Source organism: Rhodopseudomonas faecalis (genome assembly GCF_003217325.1).
GTDB lineage: Bacteria > Pseudomonadota > Alphaproteobacteria > Rhizobiales > Xanthobacteraceae > Rhodopseudomonas > Rhodopseudomonas faecalis.
Window position 1 is genome coordinate 1 of record NZ_QJTI01000022.1, and the last position, 25,260, is coordinate 25,260.

Consider the following 25,260-nt stretch of genomic DNA (forward strand, 5'->3'; position numbering starts at 1 on the left):
ATCCTGGCTGCCATGATCGCCTATCTGCTGCTGCGGATCGCCGCGCGCGAAAGCCGCCTCGTCATGCCCGCGATACGCTTCGCCGGTCTGGTCGCCGCATCCCTGTTCACGCGAAAACAGCTCGCCGAGATCGACCGGCCTCCCAAGGTCAACCCTTCCGCCGCCCGCCCGCGTGTCTCGCCCGACCAGATGAGCTTCTGCTATGTATGACTTTCCCCGGACAGCCGTGCCCGCGTGCGGGGAGAGGAAGCATGCCGCGCGCGCGGCGAGTGCCGTGGGGTGAGAGCCGCGCCGAACTCATGAACTCGCTGCGGCGCTGCGGCGCGGCTGCTGAGTGGCCATCCAATCTTCCAGCGCCGCGATCTGCGTAGCCGACAGCCGCAGGCCGAGTTTCGAGCGGCGCCACACCACATCTTCGGCGGTCACTGCCCATTCGTGGTCGATCAGATAGCGCAGTTCGCGCTCGGTCAGCGTCGCGCCGAATTCACGGCCGAGATCGGCCATGGTCGCAGCATCGCCGAGCCACAGGCGAGCGCGGGTGCCATAGGCGGTGATCAGCCGCCGGGCATGGCCGTCAGCCAGGAACGGATAGTCGCGCCGCAGCGCACGGATCTGCTCATCGACCGCAAACACGTCGAACTCACCGCCGGGCAGCGGCGCTGTAGCGGTCCAGCCTTCGGCGGCCTTGGTGCCGTGCAGAAAGGGCGCAAGCCGCTCGAGCGCTTCTTCGGCGAGCCGGCGATAAGTGGTGATCTTGCCGCCGAATATGCTGAGCAGCGGCGCGCCGCCCGCAGGATGGTCGAGCTCGAACACATAATCGCGGGTCGCGGCCTTGGCTTCGCTGGCGCCGTCATCATAGAGCGGCCGCACCCCGGAAAAGGTCCAGACCACATCGCTCGGCTGCACCGGCTTCGCCAGATATTCGCTGACCGCGCGGCACAGATAGTCGATCTCCTCGGCACTGGCCTCAACCTTGGCCGGATCACCGTGATAATCGCGGTCGGTGGTGCCGATCAGCGAGAACTCGTCCTGATACGGAATCACGAATACGATGCGGCCGTCGGCATTTTGGAAGATGTAGGCGCGGTCATGGTCATAAAGCTTGCGCACCACGATGTGCGAGCCCTGCACCAGCCGCACCTTAACCTTGGGCTGCACCTTGGAGCCCGCCGCCAGCACCTGATCGACCCAGGGCCCGGCGGCATTGACCAGCACCCGCGCCAAAATGGTGTCGCGCCGGCCGGTGTGGGCATCCTCGACAGTGACGCGCCAGCCATCGCGCTGCTGGGTGATCTCGACAGCGCGGCTGCGGGTGCGGATTTCGGCGCCGCGATCGGCAGCATCGCGCGCGGTCAGCAGCACCAAGCGGGCGTCATCGACAAAGCAGTCGGAATATTCAAAGCCGCGGTGGAATTTGCCGGGGATCAGCGGCTTGCCGACCTCGGCGGTGGCAAGATCGAGCGCGCGGGTCGGCGGCAGCAATCTGCGGCCGCCGATATAGTCGTACAGAAACAGCCCGAGCCGCAGCCGCCAGGCGGGGCGCAGCCCGTCATGATGCGGCAGCACGAAGCGCAGCGGCGAGATCACATGCGGCGCGATCCGCCACAGCCGTTCGCGCTCGATCAGCGATTCACGCACCAGGCGGAACTCGAAATATTCGAGATAGCGCAGCCCGCCATGGATCAGCTTGGTCGACCAGGACGAGGTGCCGCTGGCCAGATCATTCATTTCGCACAGGAACACGGAGTTGCCGCGCCCAGCCGCATCGCGGGCGATGCCGCAGCCATTGATGCCGCCACCGATGATGGCAAGGTCAAAGACCTGAGCCACCGCAGCTCCTTGTGCGTCCAATGCTCATCGCTCGCTCGCGCCTTGCGCCCTTTCGATTTGGCGAAATATGTTTCGTTTTATCGCAAATCGCAAGATAAAACGAAACCGCAACGCCTGGCCTTCACTTGGGCACGGAAAGCTGATCGGCCTCCTCGGCGGGCTTGCCGACCGTCACCACCACCTCGATACCGTTTTCGTCGCAGATCGCCTGCAGCCGCTGCGGCAGCGGCGCGTCGGTGACCACGGTTTTGACCTGGCTGAGATGGGCGATCCGCACCGGGGCGTGGCGCTGCAGCTTGGTGGCGTCGGCGACCAGCACCACGCTGCGGGCATTGGCGATGATCGCCTGCGCGGCGCGCACCTCGCGGTAGTCGAAGTCGAGCAGCGCGCCGTCATCATCGATCGCCGAGGCGCCGATGATCGCGTAGTCGACCTTGAACTGCTCGATCAGATCGATCGCCGCCGAGCCGATCACCGCGCCGTCGGCGCGGCGCACCGAGCCGCCGGCCACGATCACCTCGATCTTGGGCTGGCGGTAGAGTTGCATCGCGACGTTGAGATTGTTGGTGATCACCAATAGGTCCTGATGGCTGCGCAGCGCGCTCGCCACTTCCTCGGTGGTGGTGCCGATGGTGATGAACAGCGAGCTGCCATTGGGGATCAGCGCGGCGGCGGCCATACCGATCGCCTTCTTCTCGTCGGCGGCGACGAACCGCCTCGCCTCATAAGCGAGGTTCTCGACACCCGAGGCGATCACCGCGCCGCCATGAACCCGCGTCAACGAGCGGCTTTCGCACAGATCGTTGAGATCCTTGCGAATGGTTTGCGCAGACACTTCGAAGCGGCGGGTCAGGTCATCGACCATTACACGCCCCTGCGCGCGCGCGATGCTGAGGATTTCGGCCTGTCGATGCGTCAGTCCAACCACGAAGCACTCCGTTGTGTGATCGCGGCATGGTGATCGGCTTCACCACGTCGGTCAACGGACAGACGAGTATCGGCGCCATGCCTGCTCAGCGCGGCAACGGCAATGGCGTTACGCCGGGCGCACCATCTCGAACATCGCCTCGGGGCGCACCTCAAAATAGTCGCCGCCGCGGCCAGCGCGCAGGATCGGATGCGCGAGCGCGGTCTGATAGATGCCGTCCTGGATCAGCCGGCGATCGATATGCACGGCAATCACTTCGCCGATGGTGAGCCAGGCCTCGGCGGGGCGGCCGTCGGCACCTTGCAGCCGGATGATCTGGGTGAGCTTGCACTCGAACGCCACCGGGCTTTCGGCCACGCGCGGCACCTGCACCAGCCGGCACGGCTGCGCGGTCAGCCCGGCAAGTTCAAATTCGCTGACCTCGGCCGGCACGGTGGCCGCAGTGGCATTCATCGCCTGCGCCAGTTCCATGGTCGCCAGATTCCAGACGAATTCGCCGGTCGCCTCGATATTGGCGATGGTGTGTTTCCAGCTGACGCTGGAGAAACCGATCAGCGGCGGGTGATAGCAGAACGCATTGAAGAAGCTGTAGGGCGCCAGATTGAGCGCGCCGCTGCGGCTGCGCGAAGCGATCCAGCCGATCGGGCGCGGCGCCACGATGGCGTTGAACGGATCGTGCTTCAGGCCATTGCCGGCCTTGGGTTCATAAAAATGCGTTTCGGTCACGCGCTCATCCAGGGCAGCACTCCACGGGCGGCCGGCATGGCGCCAGCGCCGCCAGTACGAAATCAACCATCTGATCGAGCGTCGGTCCCGGCTTGTCGTCGGCATGCGCGATCAGTTGCGGGTGGAAAAAATTGATCATGGCGGTGCAGGTGCAGCTCGACGCCAGCGCGACGTCGGCCACCGCGAATTCGCCGGCCTTTTTGCCGTCGGCAATCACTTCGGCAATCATCGCGGTGATGCGCTCGATATGGCTGACGCAGACGTCCCAGCTTTCCTCCATGGCGATCGCCACCATCTCGTGCAGCTTGGCATCGCCGACATAGCGCTCGGCATTCATGCGATGCACGGTGGTGATCAGATCGCGCAGCCGCTGCGATGCCGGCTCAGGACGCGCGGTGATGGCCTGCGCCGCCACCTCGACCTCGCCCATCAGCCGGCAAGCGACGCCTTCATGAATGGCCTTCTTGGAATCGAAGAAGCGATAGACATTGGCCGGGCTCATGCGCATCGCCTTGGCGATGTCGGCCACGGTGGTCTTCTGATAGCCGAGCTGCCGGAACAGCCGCTCTGCCACCAGCAGAACGCGCTCTCGCATTGCCAGCTCAGGGTGATCGGTCATCAGTGCCATGTCACATCCAATTTTCAATCATTCGGCCGCGGCGGCAAGCGAAATCCGGCTACGCGCATCCCGTTGCGGTGCAGCACTGGCGGCGCCCGGCCCGGTCTCGTCGAGATGCTTGCGGAACCAGAGCGCGTACAGCCCCGGCAGATAGAACAGCGTCAGGAAGGTCGCGACGAACAGCCCGCCCATGATGGTAATCGCCATCGGGCTCCAGAACGCCGAGCGCGCCAGCGGGATCATCGCCAGGATCGCCGCCAGCGCCGTCAGCACCACCGGCCGGGCGCGGCGCACAGTGGCTTCGACAATCGCTTCGCGCCGCGTCAGCCCGTGGGCGACGTCGCTCTCGATCTGATCGACCAGGATCACGGTGTTGCGCATGATCATGCCGGCCAGCGCGATCAGGCCCAGCAGCGCCACGAAGCCGAACGGCTGATGGCCGAGATTGAGACCAAGCGAGGCGCCGATGATGCCGAGCGGCGCAGTGAGGAACACCAGCACCAGCCGCGGAAAGCTCTGCAGCTGGATCATCAGCAGCCCGAGCATGATCACCACCATCACCGGGAACAGGATGAAGATCGAGGCATTGCCCTTGGCCGATTCTTCCACCGCACCGCCGATCTCGATCCGATAGGCCGGTTGCAGACTGTCGCGAATCTCCTTGAGCTGCGGCCAGATCGCGTTAGTGACGTCGGGCGCCTGCACGCCATCTGCGATGTCGCCGCGCACCGTGATCGCCATGTCGCGATTGCGGCGCCACAGGATCGGTTCTTCGTGCGCGTATTCGACCTTGGCGATCTGCGACACCGGCACCGGCACGCCATTGCGCGAGCTGATGGTGAGATCGCCGATCCGGCTGAGATCGAGCCGTTCCGAGGCGACCGCGCGCGCCACCACGCCGACCTTCTCGACGCCGTCGCGCACTGTGGTGATCTGGGTGCCGTTGATCAGCATGCCGAGCGATTGCGCGACATCCTGCGGCGTCAGCCCGAGCGCGCGGGCGCGGTCCTGATCGATCACCAGTTTCAGATACGGGGTCTGCTCGTTCCAATCGAGATGCGGATCGATCAGATTGCGATTGGCCTTGGCGATCTCGAGCACGCGATAGGCGATATCGCGCACCGTCGCGGCATCGGGGCCGATCACCCGGAACTGGACCGGGAAGCCGACTGGCGGGCCGAAATTGAAGCGATCGACCCGGACGCGCGCTTGCGACAGATGGCCCTGATGCGCGGCCTCTTCGAGCCGCGCCTTGACGCGCTCGCGGGCTTCGACGTCCTTGGTGACGATCACCAGCTCGGCGAACGACTCGTTCGGCAATTGCGGGTTGAGCCCCATCCAGAACCGCGGCGAGCCCTTGCCGACATAAGCGGTGTAGGTGGCGATGTCCTTGTCGTCCTTGAGCAGCTTTTCTGCCTCTTTGACGGTCTCCATCGTCACATTGAAGGCGGTGCCTTCCGGATGGCGTAGCTGCAAAAACAGCTCCGGCCGCTCCGACAGCGGGAAGAACTGCTGCTGCACCCGGCTAAAGCCGAGCACCGCCACGATGAAGATCGCGATAGTCGCCAGCACCACCGTGAGGCGATACTGCACGCACCAGCGGATGCCGGCGCGCAGCGTGCGGTAGATGCGGGTCTGATACACTTCATCGGGATTATGGCCCGCCCGGCCGGCGAAATCGGGCAGCAGCTTGACGCCGATATAGGGCGTGAAGATCACCGCCACGAACCACGACGCCACCAGCGCGATCGCCACGATCCAGAAAATGCCACCGGCATATTCGCCGACCGACGAATTGGCAAAGCCGATCGGCAGAAAGCCCGCGACCGTGACCAGCGTGCCGGTCAGCATCGGAAACGCCGTCGATTCCCAGGCGAAGGACGCCGCTTTCATGCGGTCCCAGCCCTGTTCCATCTTCACCACCATCATCTCGACCGCGATGATGGCGTCATCGACCAGCAGCCCGAGCGCGATGATCAGCGCGCCGAGCGTGACGCGATGCAGATCAATGGACATGGTGTTCATCACCAGAAACACGATCGCCAGCACCAGCGGCACCGACAGCGCCACCACCAAGCCGGTGCGCCAGCCGAGCGCCAGAAAACTGACGAACAGCACGATCACCAGCGCTTCCACGAACGAGCGCATGAACTCGCCGACCGCGTGTTCGACCACCAGCGGCTGATCGGCAATCTGCTCGATGCTGATGCCTTGCGGCACCTCGGCCATGAAGGTGCCGGTCGCCTTGGTGACGTTGTGGCCGACATCGAGAATATTGGCGCCCTTGGCGGTGACCACGCCAATGCCGATCGCCGGTTCGCCCTTCTGCCGCACCATGTAGTCGGGCGGATCGACAAAGCCGCGCGACACGGTGGCGATGTCGCCGAGCCGGAACACGCGGCCGTTGCTCTCGACCGGCGTTTCCGCGACCGCCTTGGCGCCGTCGAGCGCGCCGGTGACGCGCAGCGCGACGCGCTGCGATGAGGTTTCCACCGTGCCGGCCGGCACCACCGCGTTCTGCTTGGCGAGCGAGTCGAACAGCACCTGCGGCGTGACGCCGAGCGTCGCCAGCTTGGCGTGCGAGAAGTCGACATAGATCTTCTCGTCCTGGGTGCCGTACAAATTGACCTTGGTGACGCCGGGCACGTGCAACAGATGCTGGCGCAGCGCTTCGGCGACCTTCTTGAGCTGCGCGTAGTCGGCGCCGTCGCCGGTCATGGTGTACAGGATCGAGTCGACGTCGCCATATTCGTCGTTGAAATTAGGCCCGATCAGATTGGCCGGCAGCTCGGCCTTGATGTCGGAGATCTTCTTGCGCAGCTGATAGAACAGCTCCGGCACTTCCTTCGGCGGGGTGTTGTCCTTGAAGGTCACCGTCATCGCGGTGAAGGCCGGCTTGGAATAGGTCTGCACCTTGTCGAAATGCGGCAGTTCCTGCAGCTTCTTTTCGATCGGGTCGGCGACCTGGGTCTGCATCTCGGCGGCGGTGGCGCCTGGCCAGATCGCGGTGACGATCACCAGCTTGATGGTGAAGGACGGGTCTTCAGCGCGCCCGAGCCGCTGATAGGAGAACAGCCCGGCCGCGGCCAGCGCCACCATCATGAACAGGATCAGCGCCGGATGGCGCACCGACCACGCCGAGAGGTTCATGCGTCGCATGGCGCGCTCCCGTTAAAACGATAGCGACGACACGGTCCGGACCTTGTCGGCCGGATCGAGCTTATGGACGCCGAGCACCACCACCTGGGCGCCTTCCTCGACGCCGCCGGCGATCACCACCTCTTTGCTCTCATAGGCTTTGACAGTGACCGGCTTCAGCGTCAGCTCGCCGCCGGCGCCGACCACATAGAGCGAGGGCCCGGTGCCGCGATTGAACAGCGCCGACAGCGGCAGCCGCGCCACCCGGTCGCTGGCCGGATCGGCCAGGGTCAGGGTCGCGGTCATGCCGAACACCACGTCGTCATCGGCATTGGGCATCGAGAATTTGGCGAGATAGGTGCGGGTCGCCGGATCGGCGGTCGGGGCAATCTCGCGCAGCGTCACCGGATATTTCCGGTCCGGGTTCGACCACAGCGTCACGGTGGCGGTGCCGGTCTTGGCGCGGCCGATCAGCGTTTCCGGGATCGAGACCGCGACTTCCTTATCAGCGAGCCGCGCCACCCGGATCGCCGCCTGGCCCGCGGCCACCACCTGGCCGGGATTGATCAGCGTGGCGGTCACCACGGCCTTACTGTCGGCCGCCAGGGTCGCATAGGACAGGCTGTTACGGGTCAGTTCCACCGAACGCTGCGCGCGGTTGAAGCGGCCGCGCGCCTCCTCGGCGCTGGCTTTGGCCTGATCCATTTGCGCATCGGTGGACCAGCCCTTGCCGCGCAGCTCGCGAGCCCGGGTCTCGGCCGCCACCGCCTGGTTGAGCACGCCACTGGCGGCGCGGAACTCGGCCTCCGCCTGCTCGGCTTGCAGCTTGAGATCGGCCTCGTCGAGCGTCGCCAGCGGCTGGCCGACCTCGACAATATCGCCGACTTCGACTAGGCGGCTGGCGATCTTGCCGCCGACCCGGAACCCGACATCGGTCTCGATCCGCGGCCGGATGGTGCCGACGAAACTGCGCTCGGCGGCCTGCTGCTGATAGTGAACGGTGGTGACCAGCACCGGCCGCGGCTTGGCCTCGGCTTTCGGCTGGCTGTCGCCGCAACCGGCCAGCATCAGCAGCAGCCCGATGGCCAGCGCGCCACGCACCCCGCGAGACCCGGCGAAACCCGCAACAACCGGCATCTGACGTCCTTCCCGTTGAGATCGTTTGTCAGAAACTGGCGTGAGGGCTGACGAATGTCAATAATCGTCAGCGATCAATTTCGGTAACCTCAATGCGACATTAACGGGCTGTCGCAAGCTTGATCCGGCGCCCGGCAGCGCCGGCCTCACGTCTCGGCAATCCGCAACCAAACAATCCAAGCTGCCCGACAGGCGCCAAGGTCAGCAGTGTTGCAGGGTTTCCTGGCGCAGCTCCTGTTCGGCGCGCTGCAAGGCCGCTTCCAGCTGGCCGCCGAGCGCGCGCAGCTCGTCGGCCGCGATCTCGGCCGACCGGCTTTCGATGGTGCGCGCCAGATCGGCAATCTCGGGCAGGCCGAGCAGCCGCGCGCCGCCCTTGATCGAATGCGCTTCCAGGCTGATGGCTTCGCGGTCGTCGCCCTCGGCAAAGCGCTGCATCTCGCCGGCACGGCGCGCCGTCTCGCTGACGAACAGCTCGATCATCTGCTGCACCTGATCATGGCCGATTTCATCGCTGAGCTGCTGCAAAGCGCGCCGGCCGTTGGGCTGGCTGCTGCCATGGCCGTTGCCGAGACCATTGCCAACACCGTTGATCGCCAGCGGCGGCGCCGGCGTGATCGGCTCCACCGCCGGCAGCACGAACGCTTTGGCGCCGCCGCGCAGCGCGCGCAAAATCGCCGCGACCAGCGCTGGCTTGCGCAGCGGCTTGGCCAGGAAATCATTCATTCCGGCTTCGCGGCATTGCGTGACGTCTTCCGGGAAAGCATTGGCGGTGAGCGCGATGATCGGCAGCACGGCGTATTTCCGGCCATGGGCGCGGATCGCGCGGGTGGCGGCCAGCCCATCCATATTGGGCATGCGCAGATCCATCAGCACGATGTCGTATCTGGCCTCTGCCAGCGCCTCGACCGCCTGCACACCGTCTTCGACCAGCCGGATCTCGGCTTCGAATTCCTGCAGCATTTTGGTGACGACCAGCTGATTGGTGCGGTCGTCTTCAGCGATCAGCACCCGCAGCGGCCGCCCGAGCATCGCAATGCGCATGCGCAGATCGTCGGCCCCGACCCGATCGAGCCGGTGATCGGAAATCAGCCGGTCGCTGACCGGCAGTTTCAGCCGGAAGTGGAACGTACTGCCCTGGCCGTGCACCGAATCGACGCCGATCGCACCGCCCATCTGTTCGACGATGCGCCGGCTGATCGCGAGCCCCAGCCCGGTGCCGCCAAAGCGCCGATTGATGGTGACATCGGCCTGCGCGAAATCGCTGAACAGCATGCCGACCCGATCCTCGGCAATGCCGATGCCGGTGTCCGACACCCGCCACTCCACCGACACCATCTTGTCGCCGGCCTCGGTGCAGGTCACCTTGATGGTGACGCCGCCGCGCTCGGTGAATTTCACCGCGTTGGACGCGAGGTTGATCAGCACCTGGCGGATGCGCGCGCCATCGCCGCTCAACGCCTTGGGCAGATTGTCGGCGATGTCGATCTCAAGCGTCAGCCCCTTGTTGCGCGCCATTGGCCCGATCACCGCCGACACCGCTTCGGTGATCGCCACCACCGAGAAATCGACGGTCTCGAACTGGAAGCGTCCGGCTTCCAATTTCGACAGATCGAGAATGTCGTTGAGGATGCGCTGCAGATTGTCGCCGGAATCGCGGATCACCGACACCGCGTGGTGCTGTTCGGGATCGAGCCTGGTTTCCAGCAGCATGTTGGCGAGCCCGAGCACGCCGTTCATCGGCGTGCGGATCTCGTGGCTCATCATCGCCAGAAATTCCGACTTGGCGCGGTTCTCGGCCTCGGCGCGCTCGGCGCGCCAACGCTCGGTGACATCGCGGCACACGCCGCGATAGCCCGCGAACCGGCCGTCATGATCATGTACCGGCTTGGCCGAGATCGACCAGCAGCGCGGCTTGCCGCCGGCCACCACCTGGATCGAGATGTCGCGCAGCGGCGCGCCGCCCGCCAAGGTTGCCGTGATCTTGGCGACGGTGTCGTGATCGTCCGGGCACAGCAACTCCAGCACATCGGCCAGGGTGGCGCCGCGCAGCAGATTGAGCGGCAATTGCGCGGCTTCAGCAAACCGTTCGGGGATCGAGACCAGATGGCCGTCGGTGTCGGTCTGCCACAGCCAGTCGGCGGAATTAGCCTGAAAATCCTTGAGCAGCAGCGAAATGATATCAGTCTGGCGCTGCAGCTCCATCTTGGAGCACAGATTGTCGACAAACAGATTGCCGTGCGAGACCAGATTGCGCGACAGGAAGATGGTGTACAGCAGCAGGAACACCGCGGTGACGGCGTAGACCTCGCCCTCGCTCAACAGCAGCGCGACAGCCGAGGCCACCGACATTGTCCAAGTATAAGCGAGCCCGGCGCGCGGCACGGTCGACAACGAGAACGCGCCGCCGGCGATCATGCCGGTCATCAGGCAGGCCAGGATCAGCTGATAGATCGGCGCCGAGCCGGGAAACAGCACGATCGGTACCACGCCCCACACCAGCGCAAGCAAGAACGCCTGCACCGTCATACGCGACAGGCCGCGCGGCGAGGCTTCCTTGGGTTTATTGCGCCGGATCCGCAGCCATGATGCGATCGCCATCACCGCGATCAGCACGATCGCCAACAGCCAGCCGATCAGAAAAAAAATCGAGCCGGAATTCCAGAAGGTCGCCACCACCAGCAGCGCGTTGCAGACATTGATCGCCATCGTGAACGGCGTCATGCGCGTCACGCTGTCGATCTGGGCGGCGCGGATCCGGCGGCGTTCGCGCTCGGTCAGTTCGTCGGGCGATGCGGGCGAAGGGCGCGGTTTCAGCAGAGCCGTGAATGCCGCCGCGAGCCGACGAACGCCGGCCAACCCATCCCATGGAGCGGTCTTGTCTGAACTCGACATCGCCGGCTGCGCCTTCATCGCCCGCACTTCAATCCGCGTAGCAAATGGACACAGCGACCAACGGTTGGGGCGCGACACCGCGCGCACCGCCCTCCGGCAGCTCGATCGCGTTCGCGTATTGGCCCTGTTCTGCTCGCCTCAACCATTGAAGTAATCTGTCGCGGCCGCTCCTGCCGTTCCGTTAATTGGAATTACCGGCGCAGAAAAATACCTCCCGATAATACCGCGCCGCCAGCCTCGCGCCTGCCGTCGGACGGACTATGGTGAATAGTTCGCCAAACTATTCACCGAAAAGTTGCGCACCCGCCGCGACGCGCGCTGCCAGCGCGCGGTACGCAACACTCCAAACTTGGTCTGATTTGCAACGCCGCGCCGCGAGGAGGCGCGGAACCAAACGCGCCCCTTGATGATTGTTGAGCGCAACCAACGCCGCAGTAACCAAGAGGAGAACCGTGATGGGTAGCACGATGGATAAGATCAAGGGCGCCGCCAACGAAGCGATCGGCAAGGCCAAGCAGGGCATCGGCGAGGCGACCGGCTCCGAGCGGATGCGCGCCGAGGGCGCCTTGCAAGAAGCCAAGGGCCACGGCCAGCAGGTGCTTGGCGACGCCAAGGAAGCCACCAAGGATGCCGCGAACAAGGCTGCGGGCTTCCTCAACAAGAAACTCTGATCATTGAGCCGCCCATGACGAGCCGGCCGGGAACGGCCGGTTTTCATGCGATCTTTGATGGCAAATTTTGCGGTGCTGATCGATCAGCACCGCGCCTGTTATCGATATTGCGGATCGCGATCAGTAGCCGAGCGCGCAGCCATCCTTGCGCGGATCAGAGCCGCCGGTCAGCGTGCCCTTGTCCCAATCGATCCAAATCGCCTGTCCGCCGCCATGGGGCACGGTCAGCGATGCGGTGTGATGCCCGATCTGTTGCAGGGTCTGCACGGTCTCGGCCGGCACGCCGTCTTCGAGCTGATAAATGCCCTCATAATGCAGGCCGCGCGGCAGATCGATCGCCTCCTGCACGTCGAGACCGTAATCGAGCATGTTGGTCAGCACATGCACCTGGCCGACCGGCTGATATTGGCCGCCCATCACGCCGAACGCCATCCGTGCCTTGCCGTTCTCGGTGGCAAGGCTGGGAATGATGGTGTGCAGCGGGCGCTTGCGCGGCGCGATGCAATTGGGATGGCCGGGCTCGACCCGGAACCCGGCGCCGCGATTTTGCAGCAGCACGCCGGTGGTGTTGGACATGATCGCCGAGCCGAATGAATGCGCGATCGAATTGATGAACGAGCAGACATTGCGATCGCGATCGACCACGGTGAGATACACCGTTGAGGGATGCATCGGCGGCGAGACATGCGGCAATTCCAGCATCCGGTCCATGCGGATCTTGTTGCCATACTCGGCCGCGAATTCCCGCGACAGCAGCCGGACGAGATCGATCTCAACATGGCCGGGGTCGCCGATATGCTGTTCGCGCATCATGAAGGCGATCCGCGAGGCTTCGGCCTCAAGATGAAAGCGCTCGGCGCTGAGCGGCGCGTAGCGCGTCAGATCGTGCAGGCTGAGCACGTTCAGCATCACCAGCATGGTGACGCCGGGGCCGTTCGGCGGACATTGCCAGACGTCAAAGCCCTTGTAGTTGGTGCTGAGCGGCACGGTGGTTTCGGTCTTGTGGGCGGCGAAATCATCGAGCGTGTGCAGCCCGCCGATCGCGCGCAGCGTCGCCACCATGTCTTCGGCGACCAAGCCTTGATAAAAACCAGCCGGACCGTGCTGGGCAATCAGCCGCAAGGTCGCCGCCAGTTCCGGCTGGCGGATGACATCGCCGGTGACCGCGGCCTGGCCGTGCGGCAGCAGATAGCGCGCGGTGTTGACGCCCTTGCGCAGCTTGTCAAAGCCAAGAGCCCAGTCGAATGCGATGCGCGGCGCCACCACATAGCCCTGTTCGGCGGCGGCGATCGCCGGCTGCAGCACCTTATCGAGACCAAAGCGGCCATGATCGCGCAAAATGGTGGCCCAGGCATCGATCGCGCCGGGAATGGTGACGGCATGCGGGCTGGTCAGCGGGATCGCGTTGATGCCCTGCTCGACAAACCACTGGCAATGCGCGGCCTGCGGCGCGCGCCCGGACCCATTGTAGGACACGATCGGCCCCTGGCCGCCGCGTTGATAAAGCGCGAAGCAATCGCCGCCGATGCCGGTCGATTGCGGCTCGATCACCGCCAGCAGCGCGCTGGCCGCAATCGCCGCATCGGCCGCGGTGCCGCCCGCGCGCAGCATCTCGATCGCCGCCAGCGAGGCCTGCGGATGCGAACTGGCAACCATCGCATTCTGGGCGTGAACCGTAGAGCGGCCAGCGAACTGGAAATTCCTCATGCCTCACCCTCCCGCGAGCGAATTCACTGCATTTTCATGACATATCCGCCCCAGGTGCGGCAACGGCGCCGCCGTGCCGGACGCGGCGGAACGCCGCGCAACGCCAGCGCCGCGCGGCGGTTCTGATTTCATCAAAGCCGCATATGGTTTAGGTGTGGCGCCACCCAGACGACGGAAGATGTCAGCATGTCCGACGACAACGCCAAAAACCTCAGCGACCGGATCGACGCGCTCGAAATCCGCATCGCCTATCAGGACGAGACCATCGAGACCCTGAACGCCACCATCACCGCGCAATGGCAGCAGATCGACGCGCTCGCTCGGCAATTGAAGGCGATCGACGCGCGGCTGTGCGAAGCCGAAGCCAACGCGCCGGCCAGCCCCGGCAACGAACGCCCGCCGCATTACTGACGCCACCCCTGCAGCGGCTAGGATGCCGCTGTCATGCCCGCGCCAACGCGCTGATCACCGAGCCGCTGATCGCGCAGCTCGCGCTTCAGCACCTTGCCGATCGCGCTGCGCGGCAGGCTGTCGACAAACACCACCTCGGAGAGCCGCTGGGTCTTGCCGACCTGACCATTGGTCCAGTCTTTCAGCGCCTGTGCGTCGATGCGGCCGTGCGGTTGCAGCACCACGAACACCACCGGGGTCTCGCCCCATTCCTCCGACGGCATACCGACCACCGCCGCTTCCAGCACATCGTCGTGCTTGGTGAGCACGCTTTCGATGTCGCTTGGATAGATGTTGAAGCCGCCGGAAATGATCATGTCCTTCTTGCGGTCCATCAACATCAAGAAGCCATCGGCATCGAACTTGCCGATATCGCCGGTGCGCACCCAGCGATTGCCCTCGGCATCGTGCCAGAAGGTTTCGGCGGTCTTTTGCGGCTGGTTGAGATAGTGCTTCATCATCACCGGCGAGCGGCCGACGATTTCGCCGATCTCGCCGGGGCCGACGAAATTGCCGTCGTCATCGATCAGCCGCACCTCATGGCCGGGCATCGGCATGCCGACCGTGTGCAGCTTATTGGGATGTTCATGGGCCAGCAGCGCGCACGAGCCGCCGCCTTCGGTCATGCCGTAATATTCGATCAAGCCGCCCGGCCAGCGCTTCAGCACATCGGCTTTCAGCTCAGCGGCGAACGGCGCCGAGGTGCAGAATTTCGCGACGAACGACGACAGATCGTAATCGCCGAATTCCGGCAGCGCCATGATGCGGCGATATTGCACCGGCACCAGCATGGTGTGGGTGACGCGGTGCTTGGCGCACAGTTCAAGTAAGCCCTTGGCATCGAATTTCTTCATCAGCACCAATGTGCCGCCGCCGGCCAGCGTCGGGTTGAAGCACACCAGCGTGGTGTTGGAATATAGCGGCGTCGACAGCAGCGTCACCGCATCCGGCCCATAGCCGAGCGGATCAAGCTGGCCATATTGCCACCAGCGCAGCTGATGGGTGTGCACGATGCCTTTTGGCGTGCCGGTGGTGCCGGACGAATAGATGATGTTGAACACGGAGTTTGGATCAATGGTCACCGGCGCGGGCACCGTGCCCTCTGCCGCGATCCATGCGGAAAATGGCGCGCCGGCGCTGCTGTCATCAAACGCGATCCGGCGCAGATCGCCGGGGAGCGGCGCTTCCTTCATGGCACCGGCGGCGAACGTATCCATGAACAGCAGTTTGGCGCCGCAGTCCTGCACCATCGCGGCAAAGTCGCGCGGCGTCGACGACGGCGCCAGCGGCGCCACTGCCACGCCGGCCCGCAGCGCGCCGAGAAACGTCACCACATATTCGGCCGAGGATAGCGCGCAGATCGCGATGCTGTCGCATGGCTGGACGCCGTCGCGCTGCAAGGCAGCGGTGACGCGATTGATCTGGTCATTAAACGCGGCGTAGCTGAGCTGCCGGTCGCCATCGATCACGGCGATCTTGTCCGGCTTGCTGCGTGCGGTGGCGGCCACCAGCGCGTCGAGCGTAACGAATTCAGGCATTCCCTCTCCCCGGATTTTTGATTGTGTCGCTCGCCTATCATAAGCGAAGCGGGTGCCCGAAACGCAAGCGCGCAAGCACGGCGCGGCACCCGATCGCGCGCATCAGTGCTGGCGCGGCGCGTGATTTTCTCAGGCGCGGAAAATGCCGTGCAAATGGCCGGTCAGCGCACCGGGGTGATGCGCTCGTCCGACCAGCTTAAGCCAAACGCATCGAGCCCTTCGGCCAGAAAATCGCTGAGCAGCGGTTCGCCAAGCAGATAATGCGCGGTGCGGCCATTGGCGCCCTCGGCCGCCTGGCGGCGCAGCTCGTCCCACTCATCGATGTCGCCATCGCCGCGGCCGAGCCGCATCAAGGCGACGAGGTCGATCTGCTCATCCTCGCTCATGGCGTTGATGAATCCGGCGATCTCACGCAGCACCGGATCGCTGCCGCTGTCTTCCAGCACATCGATCATGCGATCGTCGGCGCTGTTGGAGCCGGAGTCTGGATCAGAAACGCCGTCCTTGACGTCGAATTCGCGGGCTTTCTCGATCAGGAACGCGACCTTGTCGACGGGAATGGTGAGCTCGGGCATCGTTCGACCCTCAACTGTGGGGCTGGTGCGGCCGGCCAACTGATCCATTGCGCGGAAGCCGCGAACTCAGCATGGTTTGGACAGCAAACGACAAAGGAACAGTGGGGATGAAATGGACCGTGGGCAAGGTGACGATCACCAGAATCGTCGAAATCACCAGCACCGGCGGAACCCGTTTCATCCTGCCGCAAGCCGGCAGCGAGGAAATCCGCGCGCTGCCCTGGCTGGTGCCGGTATTCGCCACCGCCGAGGGACGACTGAAAATGACCGTGCACGCGCTGGTGGTCGAGACGCCGACCGAGCGCATCATCGTCGATACCGGCGTCGGCAATGGCAAGCAGGATCGCAACGTGCCGTCTTGGAACGAACTCGACGGCCCGTTTCTGGATACGCTCACCGAGGCCGGCTATCCGCCGGAGCGGATCGACCGGGTGATCTGCACCCATCTGCATGTCGATCATGTCGGCTGGAACACCCGTAAGGTCGAGCACCGCTGGGTGCCAACGTTTGACAATGCCCGCTACGTCTTTGCGCGCGGCGAATTTGATTACTGGGCTGCCAACAGCCTTTCGCGCGAACAGACCGCGGTGTGGGCCGACTCGATTGCGCCGGTGGTCACAGCCGGCCGCGCCGATCTGGTGGCGAGCGACGCCCAGCTCAGCGATGAGATGACGCTGATCCCGACGCCGGGGCACACGCCAGGCCATGTCGCGGTGCATATCCGCTCGGACGGCGAAGAAGCGCTGCTGATCGGCGATGTCGCCCATCACCCGTGCCAGATGGCACAGCCGGACTGGTCGTCAGTGGTGGACTATGACCCGCAGCAGGCGGCCGCCACCCGCCGCGAATTGTTTGCCCGTTTCGCCGACACCGCGACGCTGGTGATCGGCGGCCATTTTGAGGGCGGCTTTGTGCAGCGCGACGGCGACGGTTTTCGCTTTGTCACCTGACAGCGACTGCGCTTAGGTATCGTCATCGCCAAACAGATCGGGCGTGTAGTTCACCAGCGCGCCCTCGATCGCCAGCATGCGCAGCTTGGTGGCGACGCCGCCGCTGGCGGAGAAGCCGCCCGGGCGCAGCCCGGCGGCGAGCACGCGGTGACACGGCACGATGATCGGACAGGGATTGCGGCCGAGCGCCTGGCCGACCTCGCGCGCCAGCGCGACATCGCCGAGCCGGCGCGCGATATCGCCATAACTGAGCGTCTGCCCGGGCGGGATTTCGCGCGCGATCGCATAGACCCGGCGCTGGAATTCGGAAATGTCGATCAGATCGAGCCAGATATCGGACAGATCAATCGGCTGGCCGGCGAGCAGCGCCGCCATCCGTTCGATCGCGTAGCTGGCGGCCGCGTTCGGCGGCAGTTCCGGCAGATCGCCATGGCGCTGGCGCAGCCTGACCCGGGTTTCGGTTTCACTGACCAGCGGCAATTGCACCGCGACGATGCCGCGTTCGCTCCAGGCGACGCCGCAGCGGCCAATCGACGTGTCGAACAGCGCAAAGCCCTGCACGGTCATAGCGCCAGCCTACGCCAAAACCGGCCGGCGGCCTAGCGCGTGGCTGCTGCCGCCTCGACCTGCTCGGCGATGCAGCGCAGCCAGGCGCCGCGGGTTTCGCGGAGGTTCGCGGCTTGCGCGCTGGCCCGTTCCCGGAACGCCGGCAGTGCGCCGGTCACCTCGGTGAGCGCGGCGCTCAGCGCCTCGGGCGTAAACGGTTCCGGCAGCACGATGCCGGCACCTGAGCGTGCCACCACCGGCGCATAGCCGCACACCGCCGAGACGATCACCGGCAGCCCGGCGAGCAGCGCCTCGCCGATCACGATGCCGCCCGCTTCCTCGCGCGCCGGATGCACGAACAGATCAGCCGCAAGCAGCAGATCCATGACATTGGGCACATAAGGCAAGAGCCGCACCCGGTCCTGCAACCCGAGCTCGGCGACCTGCGGCGCCAGCCAGCGATCGGATGAGCCGGCGAGCAGCAGATGCAGGTTGGGCTGCGCTGCCACCGCTGCCAGCGTGCGATCAAAGCCCTTGAGCCGCGCGGCGATGCCGATGCCGAGCACGAGCGTCGCGTCATCCGGAACGCCAAGCTCGCGGCGGATCGCGCCGCGCTCGGCTGCGCCCTCCAGCGCCGCAAAGCGCTCGTCATGCAGGATCATCGGCAGCACGCTGCCGCGCGCCGGATCAAAGCCGTAGAACTGCTGATATTCGTCGCGCTGCTGCGCGGTCAGGAACAACAGCCGCGTGGCAGCCTTCGGATCATAGACGCCGCGCTCCAGCGCCAGCATGGTGCGGCGCCGCGGCAGCAGTTTTGCGGCCAAGCCGTGATAACGGCGCAGATAGCTGCGATCGGCGGCAAAGAACACATCGGCGCCCGGCATCCGGTCGAACGCGAACAACAGATCGCCGCCCTGTTGGCGATGAGACTTCAGCACCGCGCGGGCAAACGCCGCCGAACGGCTATGATTGCTAAAACCGCGGACGCGCAGCAGCTCAATCCGGAACGGCGCCGCGGCGAGATCATCGGCGACTGCGGTGGTCAGCACCGTGACCTGATGGCCACGCTCAGCCAGATGGCGCGCGGTCGCCAGGCAATCGCGCTCCTTGCCGCCGAGCTTGGTCAATTGAGAGACCGCCAACGTAATGCGCACTGCTGCCCCCACCCGGCTCACCACTGGCGGTGTAGTTTATTCGAAGGCTCGATGCCATCCGAAGCGCAAACGGGGCGGATGGTTGGCGGGCCGCGCTCCGGCCGCGCCAACCGTCGAGGCGGCGGGTCGATCAGGCCGCGAGTTCGGCGCGCGGCGGGGCCGACAGCTTCGATTCTTCAATGAAATCCAGCGCGCCGTTGGTCTCGACCGCACACATCCGGGTCGCTTCCCGGTTGAGAAAGATCGCGCGGATCACGCCGCGCCGTCCCTTGTCGCGCATCACTTCGTCGCCAAGCCTGAATCCGTTCATTCCCAGTCTCCGAATTCCGCTGGACCCAAGTCCAAGCACGAATCCGTTTTGGCGTCGAAATCTTAACGATCTGTTAACCATGCTGGCGCGGTGATCTTGGCTCGGCGAGCCGCCACCAAGACGCAAGCCGCTCGACCGCCAAACCGGCTTCTGTCCAAGCGGCGCGGCATGGTCCAGCGCCCAAATTGCAACCTTGCGTTGCGCGCCACAATATTGATGATGGGCGCCGTGCTGGGTGTTCTACGCTGGGGCTGGCTGCACATGTACTTCGCTCATTCGACCTCTTCCTCAGACGGCGCTGACTGGGAGCCTCTGCTCCAGCATCTCCAAGAGGTCGCGGCGCTGGCGCGCCAATTCGGCGATAAATTTGGCGGCGGCAATGCCGCCGAGCTTGCCGGCTTGTTGCACGATCTCGGCAAATACGCCGCGGCATTTCAGGCCTATATCCGTAGGCAGCGCTCGCACGGCGGCGATCACGCCAGCGCCGGTGCGCAGCAGGTGATCAAGCTCGCCACCGGCATCAATGGGCTGGTCGCCCGCCTGCTCGCTTATGCAATCGCCGGACATCATGGCGGCCTGCCCGACCAGCTCGGCTCATCCGGGCTCGATGATCGGCTCAAGAAGCCGCTTGAGCCGCTCGATGCGATCTGGCGCAGCGAGCTGCAACTCAACGCACCGGCGCTGTTACCCACGCCCTTCAAGCCTTACCAAGGCAACGCTAATGTGCAGGAGCGGATGGCATTTCAGTTCGCCTTCATGGGGCGAATGCTGTTCTCCTGCCTGGTCGATGCCGACTTCCTGTGCACCGAAGCGTTTTATGCGCGAACCGAGGGCCGGCAGGTCGATCGTGCCTGGCCCGCGCTACCGCAAGCGATCGATGGGCTGATCGCGCGTTTCGACAACTACATCGCCGATAAGCAGCAGCGCGCGCCGAGCACGGCTGTCAACGCACTGCGGCGCGACATCCTCAATCACGTCCGCAGCAAAGCCGAACTGCCGCGCGGCGTGTTCACACTCAATGTTCCGACCGGCGGCGGCAAGACGCTGGCCTCGCTGGCATTCGCGCTCGACCACGCCCAGCGCCATCAGATGGACCGGATCGTCTATGCGATCCCGTTCACCGCGATCATCGAGCAGACCGCCGGCATTTTTCGCGACGTGCTTGGCGAGGACGTGCTGCTCGAGCATCACTCGGCGATCGAGCTCGATCCATTCAAAGCCAAAAACAAAAGTAACGTCAGCGACGAACAGAGCATCGATGATGGCGCGCGCGACGGCAAGCTGCGGCTCGCGGCCGAGAACTGGGCGGCGCCACTCGTGGTCACCACCAATGTCCAGTTCTTTGAAAGCGTGTTTGCCAATCGCGGCGCGCGCTGCCGCAAGCTGCACAATCTCGCCAATGCCGTGATCGTTCTCGATGAGGCGCAGACCATCCCGCGCAACGTGCTGATACCCTGCGTTGCCGCGCTCGACGAATTGGTGCGCAACTATGGCTGCACGGTGGTGCTGTGTACCGCGACGCTGCCGGCGCTCGGCGCGCACTGTATTAAGGGCGGGCTCGACATCAGTCCCGATCGCGAGCTGGCGCCCGATCCGGCAGCGCTGCACAACGCGCTGCGCCGTACCACGCAGCGTCTCGCGGGCACCATGACCGATGACCAATTGCTCGACGACATCGCGCAAGCGGGCACGGCGCAGGCGCTGGTGATCGTCAATAGCCGCAAGCACGCGCTCGCGCTGTTTGAACGCGCCCAGCAGCGCGGCGTCGATGGGTTGCTGCATCTCACCACACGGCAGATCGCAGCCGACCGCCGCAAACTCCTCGCCGAGATTCGTCAGCGGCTGGTGACCAAGGAGCCGTGTGTCGTGATCGCCACCTCGCTGGTCGAAGCCGGTGTCGATCTCGACTTTCCGCAGGTGTGGCGCGCGGAAGCCGGACTCGATCAGGTGGTGCAGGCCGCAGGGCGCTGCAATCGCGAGGGCCGCGCGCCGGCCGAGGCCAGCATCGTGACCATTTTCAAGCCCGCGGAGGCCAAGCCGCCGCCGGAGATTGAAGGCCTGATCGGCGACACCTACCGTATCCTTGAGGACCACAAAGGCGATCTGTTCGCGCCTGCGGCGATCGAAGCCTATTTTCGCGAGGTTCATTGGCGGCTGGGAGGCGATGGTCTCGATCGCATCACGATTCTCGATGCCGATGGCCGCAAGGCGCCCGCGCAAACCATGCAGCAGTTCAGCGTCAGCGCGGGGCAACCTTGCTTTGGCTATCGCACGGTCGGCGACGCCTTCCGCCTGATCGAAAGCGGCATGGCGCCAGTGATCGTGCCGGCCGATGACGACGCGCTGAACACGCTGGCGGCGCTACGCGGCGGCCTGCCACCGACCGCCGCGGCGCGCCAGCTGCGCAACTATCTGGTCCAGGTGCCTCCGCGCGAGCGCCAGCGCATGATCGACAATGGTCATGTGCGCTTCATCGACGCTGACAGGTTTGGCGACCAATTTGCGGTGCTCGACAGCCTCTCTCTTTATTCGGCCATGAGCGGCCTGCGCTGGGAAGACGCCGACGCATTCACATGGGGCATAGTGTGATGTCCTGTTGCGGCAGGAAGACGCGGCACCCCAATTTAGGTGATTGTCTTCGAGTTGTTTCTATGCATCATCTCGACGCCAAGTTGTGCGTTGGGGGCCACTATGGCGTATGGAATTCGCCTGCGCGTTGCGGGGCGATGGGCGTTGTTCACCCGCCCGGAAATGAAGGTCGAGCGCGTTTCCTATGATGTGATGACGCCATCCGCGGCCCGCGGCATTCTTGAGGCGATTCACTGGAAGCCCGCGATCCGATGGATCATCGACGAAATCCACGTTCTCAAGCCGATCCGTTTCGAGTCGCTGCGCCGCAATGAGGTCGGCACCAAAACGCCGGTCGCTGCGGTCCGCAAGGCGATGAAGAGTGGCGATCTTGGCGACCTCACTTTGGTGGTCGAGGACAATCGCCAGCAGCGCGCCGCGACGCTGCTCTGTGACGTCGACTATGTGATCTGCGCTCATTTCGTGATGACGCCAAAGGCCGGCCCCGAGGACAACGAGGCCAAGCACCTCGACACTTTCAATCGGCGGGCACGCAAGGGCCAGGCATTCCATCAACCCAGCCTCGGCACCCGCGAATTTCCAGCCACGTTCGAGCTGATCGAACCCGGCGCACCGCTGCCGCAGGCCGCAGAACAACATCGCACCGCATCGCTCGGCTTTGGCACGCCGCGCGACCTCGGCTTCATGCTGTACGACATCGACCATGGCGGCGACCGCGGCTCGATCCTGTTCCGCGCCACGCTGGTCGATGGCGTCGTCAAGGTGCCGCCGCCGGGCTCACCGGAGCTGCGGCGATGAGCGCGCTGGCCGCCCTGGTTCGCGCCTATGGCCGCATGGCCACGCGCGGTGAGGTGCCGCCATTTGGCTACTCGCAGGAAAAGATCGGCTTTCTGATTTCGTTGAATGCCGACGGCACGGTCGCCGGCCCGCCCATTGATCTGCGTCTCGGTGAAGGCCGCAAGAAGACCGCGCGCGCCTTGGCAGTGCCGCGGCCGACCAAGCGCACCTCGGGCATCGCTCCTAATTTTATGTGGGACAAAACCGCTTACGTGCTCGGCATCACCGCTGGCGAAGGCAAGCGCACCGCGCAGGAACATCAAGCGTTCCGCGACCAGCACGCCGCCTGGCTCGCCGGCACCACCGACCCGGGATTGCTGGCGCTGCTGCGTTTCCTCGACGCTTGGACGCCGGAGCGTTTCGCCGAATGGGGCTGGTCCGAGGAGATGAAAGATCAGAACCTGGTGTTCGCGCTCGAGAGCGAGCGTCTGCGCAACGTCTATCTGCACGACCGCCCGGAAGCCCGCGCGCTATGGGCGCGGCTGATGGCCGGAAGAGACAAGACCGAGGCGATCTGCCTATTGTCCGGCGAGCGCGCGCCGCTGGCGCGGCTGCATCCGGCGATCAAGGGCGTTTGGGGCGCGCAATCGTCCGGCGCCTCGATCGTGTCGTTCAACCTCGACGCCTTCACCTCGTATGGCCATGAGCAAGGCGCCAACGCGCCGATCTCCGAAGCGGCGGCGTTCGCCTACACCTCGGTGCTCAACCGTTTTCTTGATCGCGGCAGCGGCCATCGATTGCAGGTCGGCGATGCCTCGACGGTGTTTTGGGCCGAGGCCACCGAGCAAGCCGCCGCGGATGTCGCCGAACAAATGTTCGCCTCGCTGCTGGCCGTAGACGAAAACACCGAGTCCAAAAAGGTCGGGGCGCTGCTTGAAAAGATCGCCCAAGGCCGGCCGGTCAGCGATCTCAAACCCGAGCTGCCGCCCGGCGTTCGCTTTCATGTGCTCGGGCTGGCGCCGAATGCCGCGCGGCTGTCGGTGCGGTTCTACATCGAGGACGATTTCGACGTCATCGCCACGCGCTATTTGCGCCATCTCGAACGCCTGCGCATCGAGCCGCCGCCACACGAGCCCGCGCCGTCACTGTGGCGCTATCTGATCGAGACGGCGGTGCTGCGCAAAAGCGAGAATATCGCCCCCAATCTCGGTGGCGACTGGCTGCGCGCCATCCTCACCGACACGCCCTACCCGCTGACGCTGCTGTCGTCGGTGATCATGCGGCTGCGCGTCGATCACGACGTCAACGCGCTGCGCGTCAGCCTGCTGAAATCGATCCTGATCAAGAATTTTGCAATGGAGGCTCCGGTGGCGCTCGATCCGGACTTTACCGACAAAGGCTATCTGCTCGGCCGGCTGTTCGCCGTCTATGAGCATATCCAGGAGGCGGCGCTGGGCCGCAACGTCAACGCCACGATCCGCGACAAGTTTTATGGCGCCGCCGCAGCGCAGCCGCGCAAGGTGTTTGCGCTGCTTGGCTCCGGCGCGGGCAACCATCTGTCGAAGATCGGCAAGCAGCGGCCGGGGCACCGCGTCAATCTGGAAAAAGCGATCGGCGCCATCATGGAGATGATGGAACCTGGCGATGATCCGTTTCCCACCAGCCTGTCGGACAAGAGCCAGGCGTTGTTCACCCTTGGTTACTACCACCAGCGCAACGAATTTTTCCGCAAGTCGGACTCTGCGGATTCCGCTGCCGTTTCGGAGACTGCCCAATGACTTCGCTCGCCAACCGCTATGACATTGTGTTCCTGTTCGACGTCACCCGCGGCAATCCCAACGGCGATCCCGACGCCGGCAATTTGCCGCGGATCGACCCCGAGACCAATTTCGGCCTGGTCACCGATGTTTGCCTCAAGCGCAAGATCCGCAACTACACCGAGCTCGCCAAGGGCGACCAGCCCGGCTACCGCATCTATGTGCAGGAAGGCGCGATCCTCAACGAAAAGCACCGCGAGGCTTACAAGGCGGTGCGCGGCGACGGCGACAAATCGTCGAAGGACAAGCTCAATCCGCAAAGCGACGACGAAGCACGCGCGCTGACCAAGTTCATGTGCGATAATTTCTTTGACGTCCGCACTTTTGGCGCGGTGATGAGCACCGGCATCAATGCCGGCCAGGTGCGTGGCCCCGTTCAGGTGACGTTCGCCTCTTCGATCGAGCCGATCCTGCCGCTGGAAATTTCCATCACCCGCATGGCTGCCACCAGCGAGAAGGAAAAGGCCGAGCGCGACAAGGGCGGCGATGACGAGCGCACCGAGAACCGCACCATGGGCCGCAAGCACATCGTCCCGTACGGACTGTATCGCGCCCATATCTTCGTCAATGCCAAACTCGCCGAGCGCACCGGCTTTAGCCAGGACGATCTCGATCATCTGTTCGCGGCGCTGGCCTCGATGTTTGAGCACGACCGCTCGGCCGCGCGCGGCGAGATGGTGTCGCGGCGCGGCATCGCCTTCAAGCACGCTTCGGCGCTTGGCAATGCCCACGCCCAGGCGCTATTCGACCGCGTCAAAGTTTGGCGGCGCAGCGGCGAAGATCTGATCGCGCCCGGCGATCCCCGCCTCGACAATGCCAAGCCGGCGCGGCACTACGCGGACTACGAAGTGACCATCGATCGTGACGGCCTGCCCGACGGTGTCGAGGTGGTCGAGCTATTCTGAT

At 64.7% G+C, this 25,260-nt stretch carries 21 protein-coding genes and 1 pseudogene; 9 read left to right on the forward strand and 13 right to left on the reverse strand.

What is annotated here, in order from left to right; all coding sequences use genetic code 11:
* Positions 1 to 210 (forward strand): annotated as a pseudogene (locus BJ122_RS15180) (IS4 family transposase); the annotation flags it as partial.
* A gap of 87 nt (positions 211 to 297) precedes the next feature.
* Here BJ122_RS15180 and glpD read toward each other — a convergent pair.
* The 7 genes from glpD to BJ122_RS15215 form a co-directional block, all read right to left on the reverse strand.
* Entirely contained in the window at positions 298 to 1,830 is a 1,533-nt protein-coding gene (glpD, locus tag BJ122_RS15185) for a glycerol-3-phosphate dehydrogenase (RefSeq protein WP_110782074.1), read from the reverse strand.
* A gap of 121 nt (positions 1,831 to 1,951) precedes the next feature.
* Positions 1,952 to 2,758 (reverse strand): DeoR/GlpR family DNA-binding transcription regulator, encoded by an 807-nt coding sequence (locus tag BJ122_RS15190; RefSeq protein ID WP_110782075.1) that lies wholly within the window; start codon positions 2,756 to 2,758, stop codon positions 1,952 to 1,954.
* Between the two features lie 108 nt (positions 2,759 to 2,866).
* Positions 2,867 to 3,484 carry a flavin reductase family protein gene (locus BJ122_RS15195; protein ID WP_181418967.1) on the reverse strand — a complete coding sequence of 206 codons (618 nt, stop codon included), beginning with the start codon at positions 3,482 to 3,484 and terminating at the stop codon, positions 2,867 to 2,869.
* A 4-nt stretch (positions 3,485 to 3,488) separates the two neighbouring features.
* Positions 3,489 to 4,112: a TetR/AcrR family transcriptional regulator gene (locus tag BJ122_RS15200; protein WP_110782077.1), complete on the reverse strand. Its 624-nt coding sequence runs from the start codon at positions 4,110 to 4,112 to the stop codon at positions 3,489 to 3,491.
* Between the two features lie 18 nt (positions 4,113 to 4,130).
* On the reverse strand, positions 4,131 to 7,262 hold the full coding sequence (locus BJ122_RS15205) for an efflux RND transporter permease subunit (RefSeq protein WP_110782078.1): 3,132 nt from the start codon (positions 7,260 to 7,262) through the stop codon (positions 4,131 to 4,133).
* 12 nt (positions 7,263 to 7,274) lie between these two features.
* Positions 7,275 to 8,309 (reverse strand): efflux RND transporter periplasmic adaptor subunit, encoded by a 1,035-nt coding sequence (locus BJ122_RS15210; protein ID WP_245407748.1) that lies wholly within the window; start codon positions 8,307 to 8,309, stop codon positions 7,275 to 7,277.
* 270 nt (positions 8,310 to 8,579) lie between these two features.
* On the reverse strand, positions 8,580 to 11,192 hold the full coding sequence (locus tag BJ122_RS15215) for a response regulator (protein WP_430694787.1): 2,613 nt from the start codon (positions 11,190 to 11,192) through the stop codon (positions 8,580 to 8,582).
* A gap of 61 nt (positions 11,193 to 11,253) precedes the next feature.
* Between BJ122_RS15215 and BJ122_RS19925 the strand changes: the two genes are divergently transcribed.
* Together BJ122_RS19925 and BJ122_RS15220 are read left to right on the forward strand one after the other, a co-directional pair.
* The gene (locus tag BJ122_RS19925) at positions 11,254 to 11,424 is read left to right on the forward strand and encodes a hypothetical protein (RefSeq protein WP_181418968.1); all 171 of its coding nucleotides are present in this window, start codon (positions 11,254 to 11,256) and stop codon (positions 11,422 to 11,424) included.
* A 301-nt stretch (positions 11,425 to 11,725) separates the two neighbouring features.
* Positions 11,726 to 11,941, forward strand: a complete 216-nt coding sequence (locus tag BJ122_RS15220) for a CsbD family protein (protein WP_103011754.1) — start codon at positions 11,726 to 11,728, stop codon at positions 11,939 to 11,941.
* 120 nt (positions 11,942 to 12,061) lie between these two features.
* Here BJ122_RS15220 and ggt read toward each other — a convergent pair whose 3' ends face one another.
* Positions 12,062 to 13,648, reverse strand: a complete 1,587-nt coding sequence (ggt, locus tag BJ122_RS15225) for a gamma-glutamyltransferase (protein WP_110782080.1) — start codon at positions 13,646 to 13,648, stop codon at positions 12,062 to 12,064.
* Between the two features lie 186 nt (positions 13,649 to 13,834).
* On the opposite strand from ggt, the gene BJ122_RS15230 reads away from it, so the two are divergent.
* Positions 13,835 to 14,059, forward strand: coding sequence for a SlyX family protein (locus BJ122_RS15230; RefSeq protein ID WP_110782081.1), 225 nt, complete (start codon positions 13,835 to 13,837; stop codon positions 14,057 to 14,059).
* Positions 14,060 to 14,076: 17 nt separating this feature from the next.
* On the opposite strand, the gene BJ122_RS15235 is transcribed toward BJ122_RS15230, so the two are convergent.
* A complete protein-coding gene (locus BJ122_RS15235) occupies positions 14,077 to 15,636 on the reverse strand; it encodes a class I adenylate-forming enzyme family protein (protein WP_110782082.1) in 1,560 nt (519 codons plus the stop codon).
* Between the two features lie 161 nt (positions 15,637 to 15,797).
* Complete coding sequence (locus BJ122_RS15240) at positions 15,798 to 16,211, reverse strand: DUF3775 domain-containing protein (protein ID WP_027279062.1); 414 nt, start codon at positions 16,209 to 16,211, stop codon at positions 15,798 to 15,800.
* 107 nt (positions 16,212 to 16,318) lie between these two features.
* Here BJ122_RS15240 and BJ122_RS15245 point away from each other — a divergent pair, with 107 nt between their 5' ends.
* Positions 16,319 to 17,161: an MBL fold metallo-hydrolase gene (locus BJ122_RS15245; protein ID WP_110782083.1), complete on the forward strand. Its 843-nt coding sequence runs from the start codon at positions 16,319 to 16,321 to the stop codon at positions 17,159 to 17,161.
* A 12-nt stretch (positions 17,162 to 17,173) separates the two neighbouring features.
* Here BJ122_RS15245 and BJ122_RS15250 read toward each other — a convergent pair whose 3' ends face one another.
* The 3 genes from BJ122_RS15250 to BJ122_RS15260 form a co-directional block, all read right to left on the reverse strand.
* Positions 17,174 to 17,728 carry a methylated-DNA--[protein]-cysteine S-methyltransferase gene (locus tag BJ122_RS15250; protein ID WP_110782084.1) on the reverse strand — a complete coding sequence of 185 codons (555 nt, stop codon included), beginning with the start codon at positions 17,726 to 17,728 and terminating at the stop codon, positions 17,174 to 17,176.
* Positions 17,729 to 17,760: 32 nt separating this feature from the next.
* Positions 17,761 to 18,861 (reverse strand): glycosyltransferase family 4 protein, encoded by a 1,101-nt coding sequence (locus BJ122_RS15255; RefSeq protein ID WP_110782085.1) that lies wholly within the window; start codon positions 18,859 to 18,861, stop codon positions 17,761 to 17,763.
* Positions 18,862 to 18,991: 130 nt separating this feature from the next.
* The gene (locus tag BJ122_RS15260; RefSeq protein ID WP_027279056.1) at positions 18,992 to 19,171 is read right to left on the reverse strand and encodes a hypothetical protein; all 180 of its coding nucleotides are present in this window, start codon (positions 19,169 to 19,171) and stop codon (positions 18,992 to 18,994) included.
* A 228-nt stretch (positions 19,172 to 19,399) separates the two neighbouring features.
* On the opposite strand from BJ122_RS15260, the gene cas3 reads away from it, so the two are divergent.
* The 4 genes from cas3 (at position 19,400) to cas7c (ending at position 25,259) form a co-directional block, all read left to right on the forward strand.
* A complete protein-coding gene (gene cas3 / locus BJ122_RS15265; RefSeq protein WP_347337809.1) occupies positions 19,400 to 21,760 on the forward strand; it encodes a CRISPR-associated helicase Cas3' in 2,361 nt (786 codons plus the stop codon).
* A 102-nt stretch (positions 21,761 to 21,862) separates the two neighbouring features.
* The gene (cas5c, locus tag BJ122_RS15270; protein ID WP_110782086.1) at positions 21,863 to 22,558 is read left to right on the forward strand and encodes a type I-C CRISPR-associated protein Cas5c; all 696 of its coding nucleotides are present in this window, start codon (positions 21,863 to 21,865) and stop codon (positions 22,556 to 22,558) included.
* A complete protein-coding gene (cas8c, locus tag BJ122_RS15275; RefSeq protein ID WP_110782087.1) occupies positions 22,555 to 24,315 on the forward strand; it encodes a type I-C CRISPR-associated protein Cas8c/Csd1 in 1,761 nt (586 codons plus the stop codon). The genes cas5c and cas8c overlap by 4 nt, the downstream gene beginning before the upstream one ends.
* The gene (gene cas7c, locus BJ122_RS15280) at positions 24,312 to 25,259 is read left to right on the forward strand and encodes a type I-C CRISPR-associated protein Cas7/Csd2 (protein ID WP_110782088.1); all 948 of its coding nucleotides are present in this window, start codon (positions 24,312 to 24,314) and stop codon (positions 25,257 to 25,259) included. Before cas8c ends, cas7c begins: the two co-directional genes overlap by 4 nt.
* The last annotated feature ends 1 nt before the right edge of the window (position 25,260 follow it).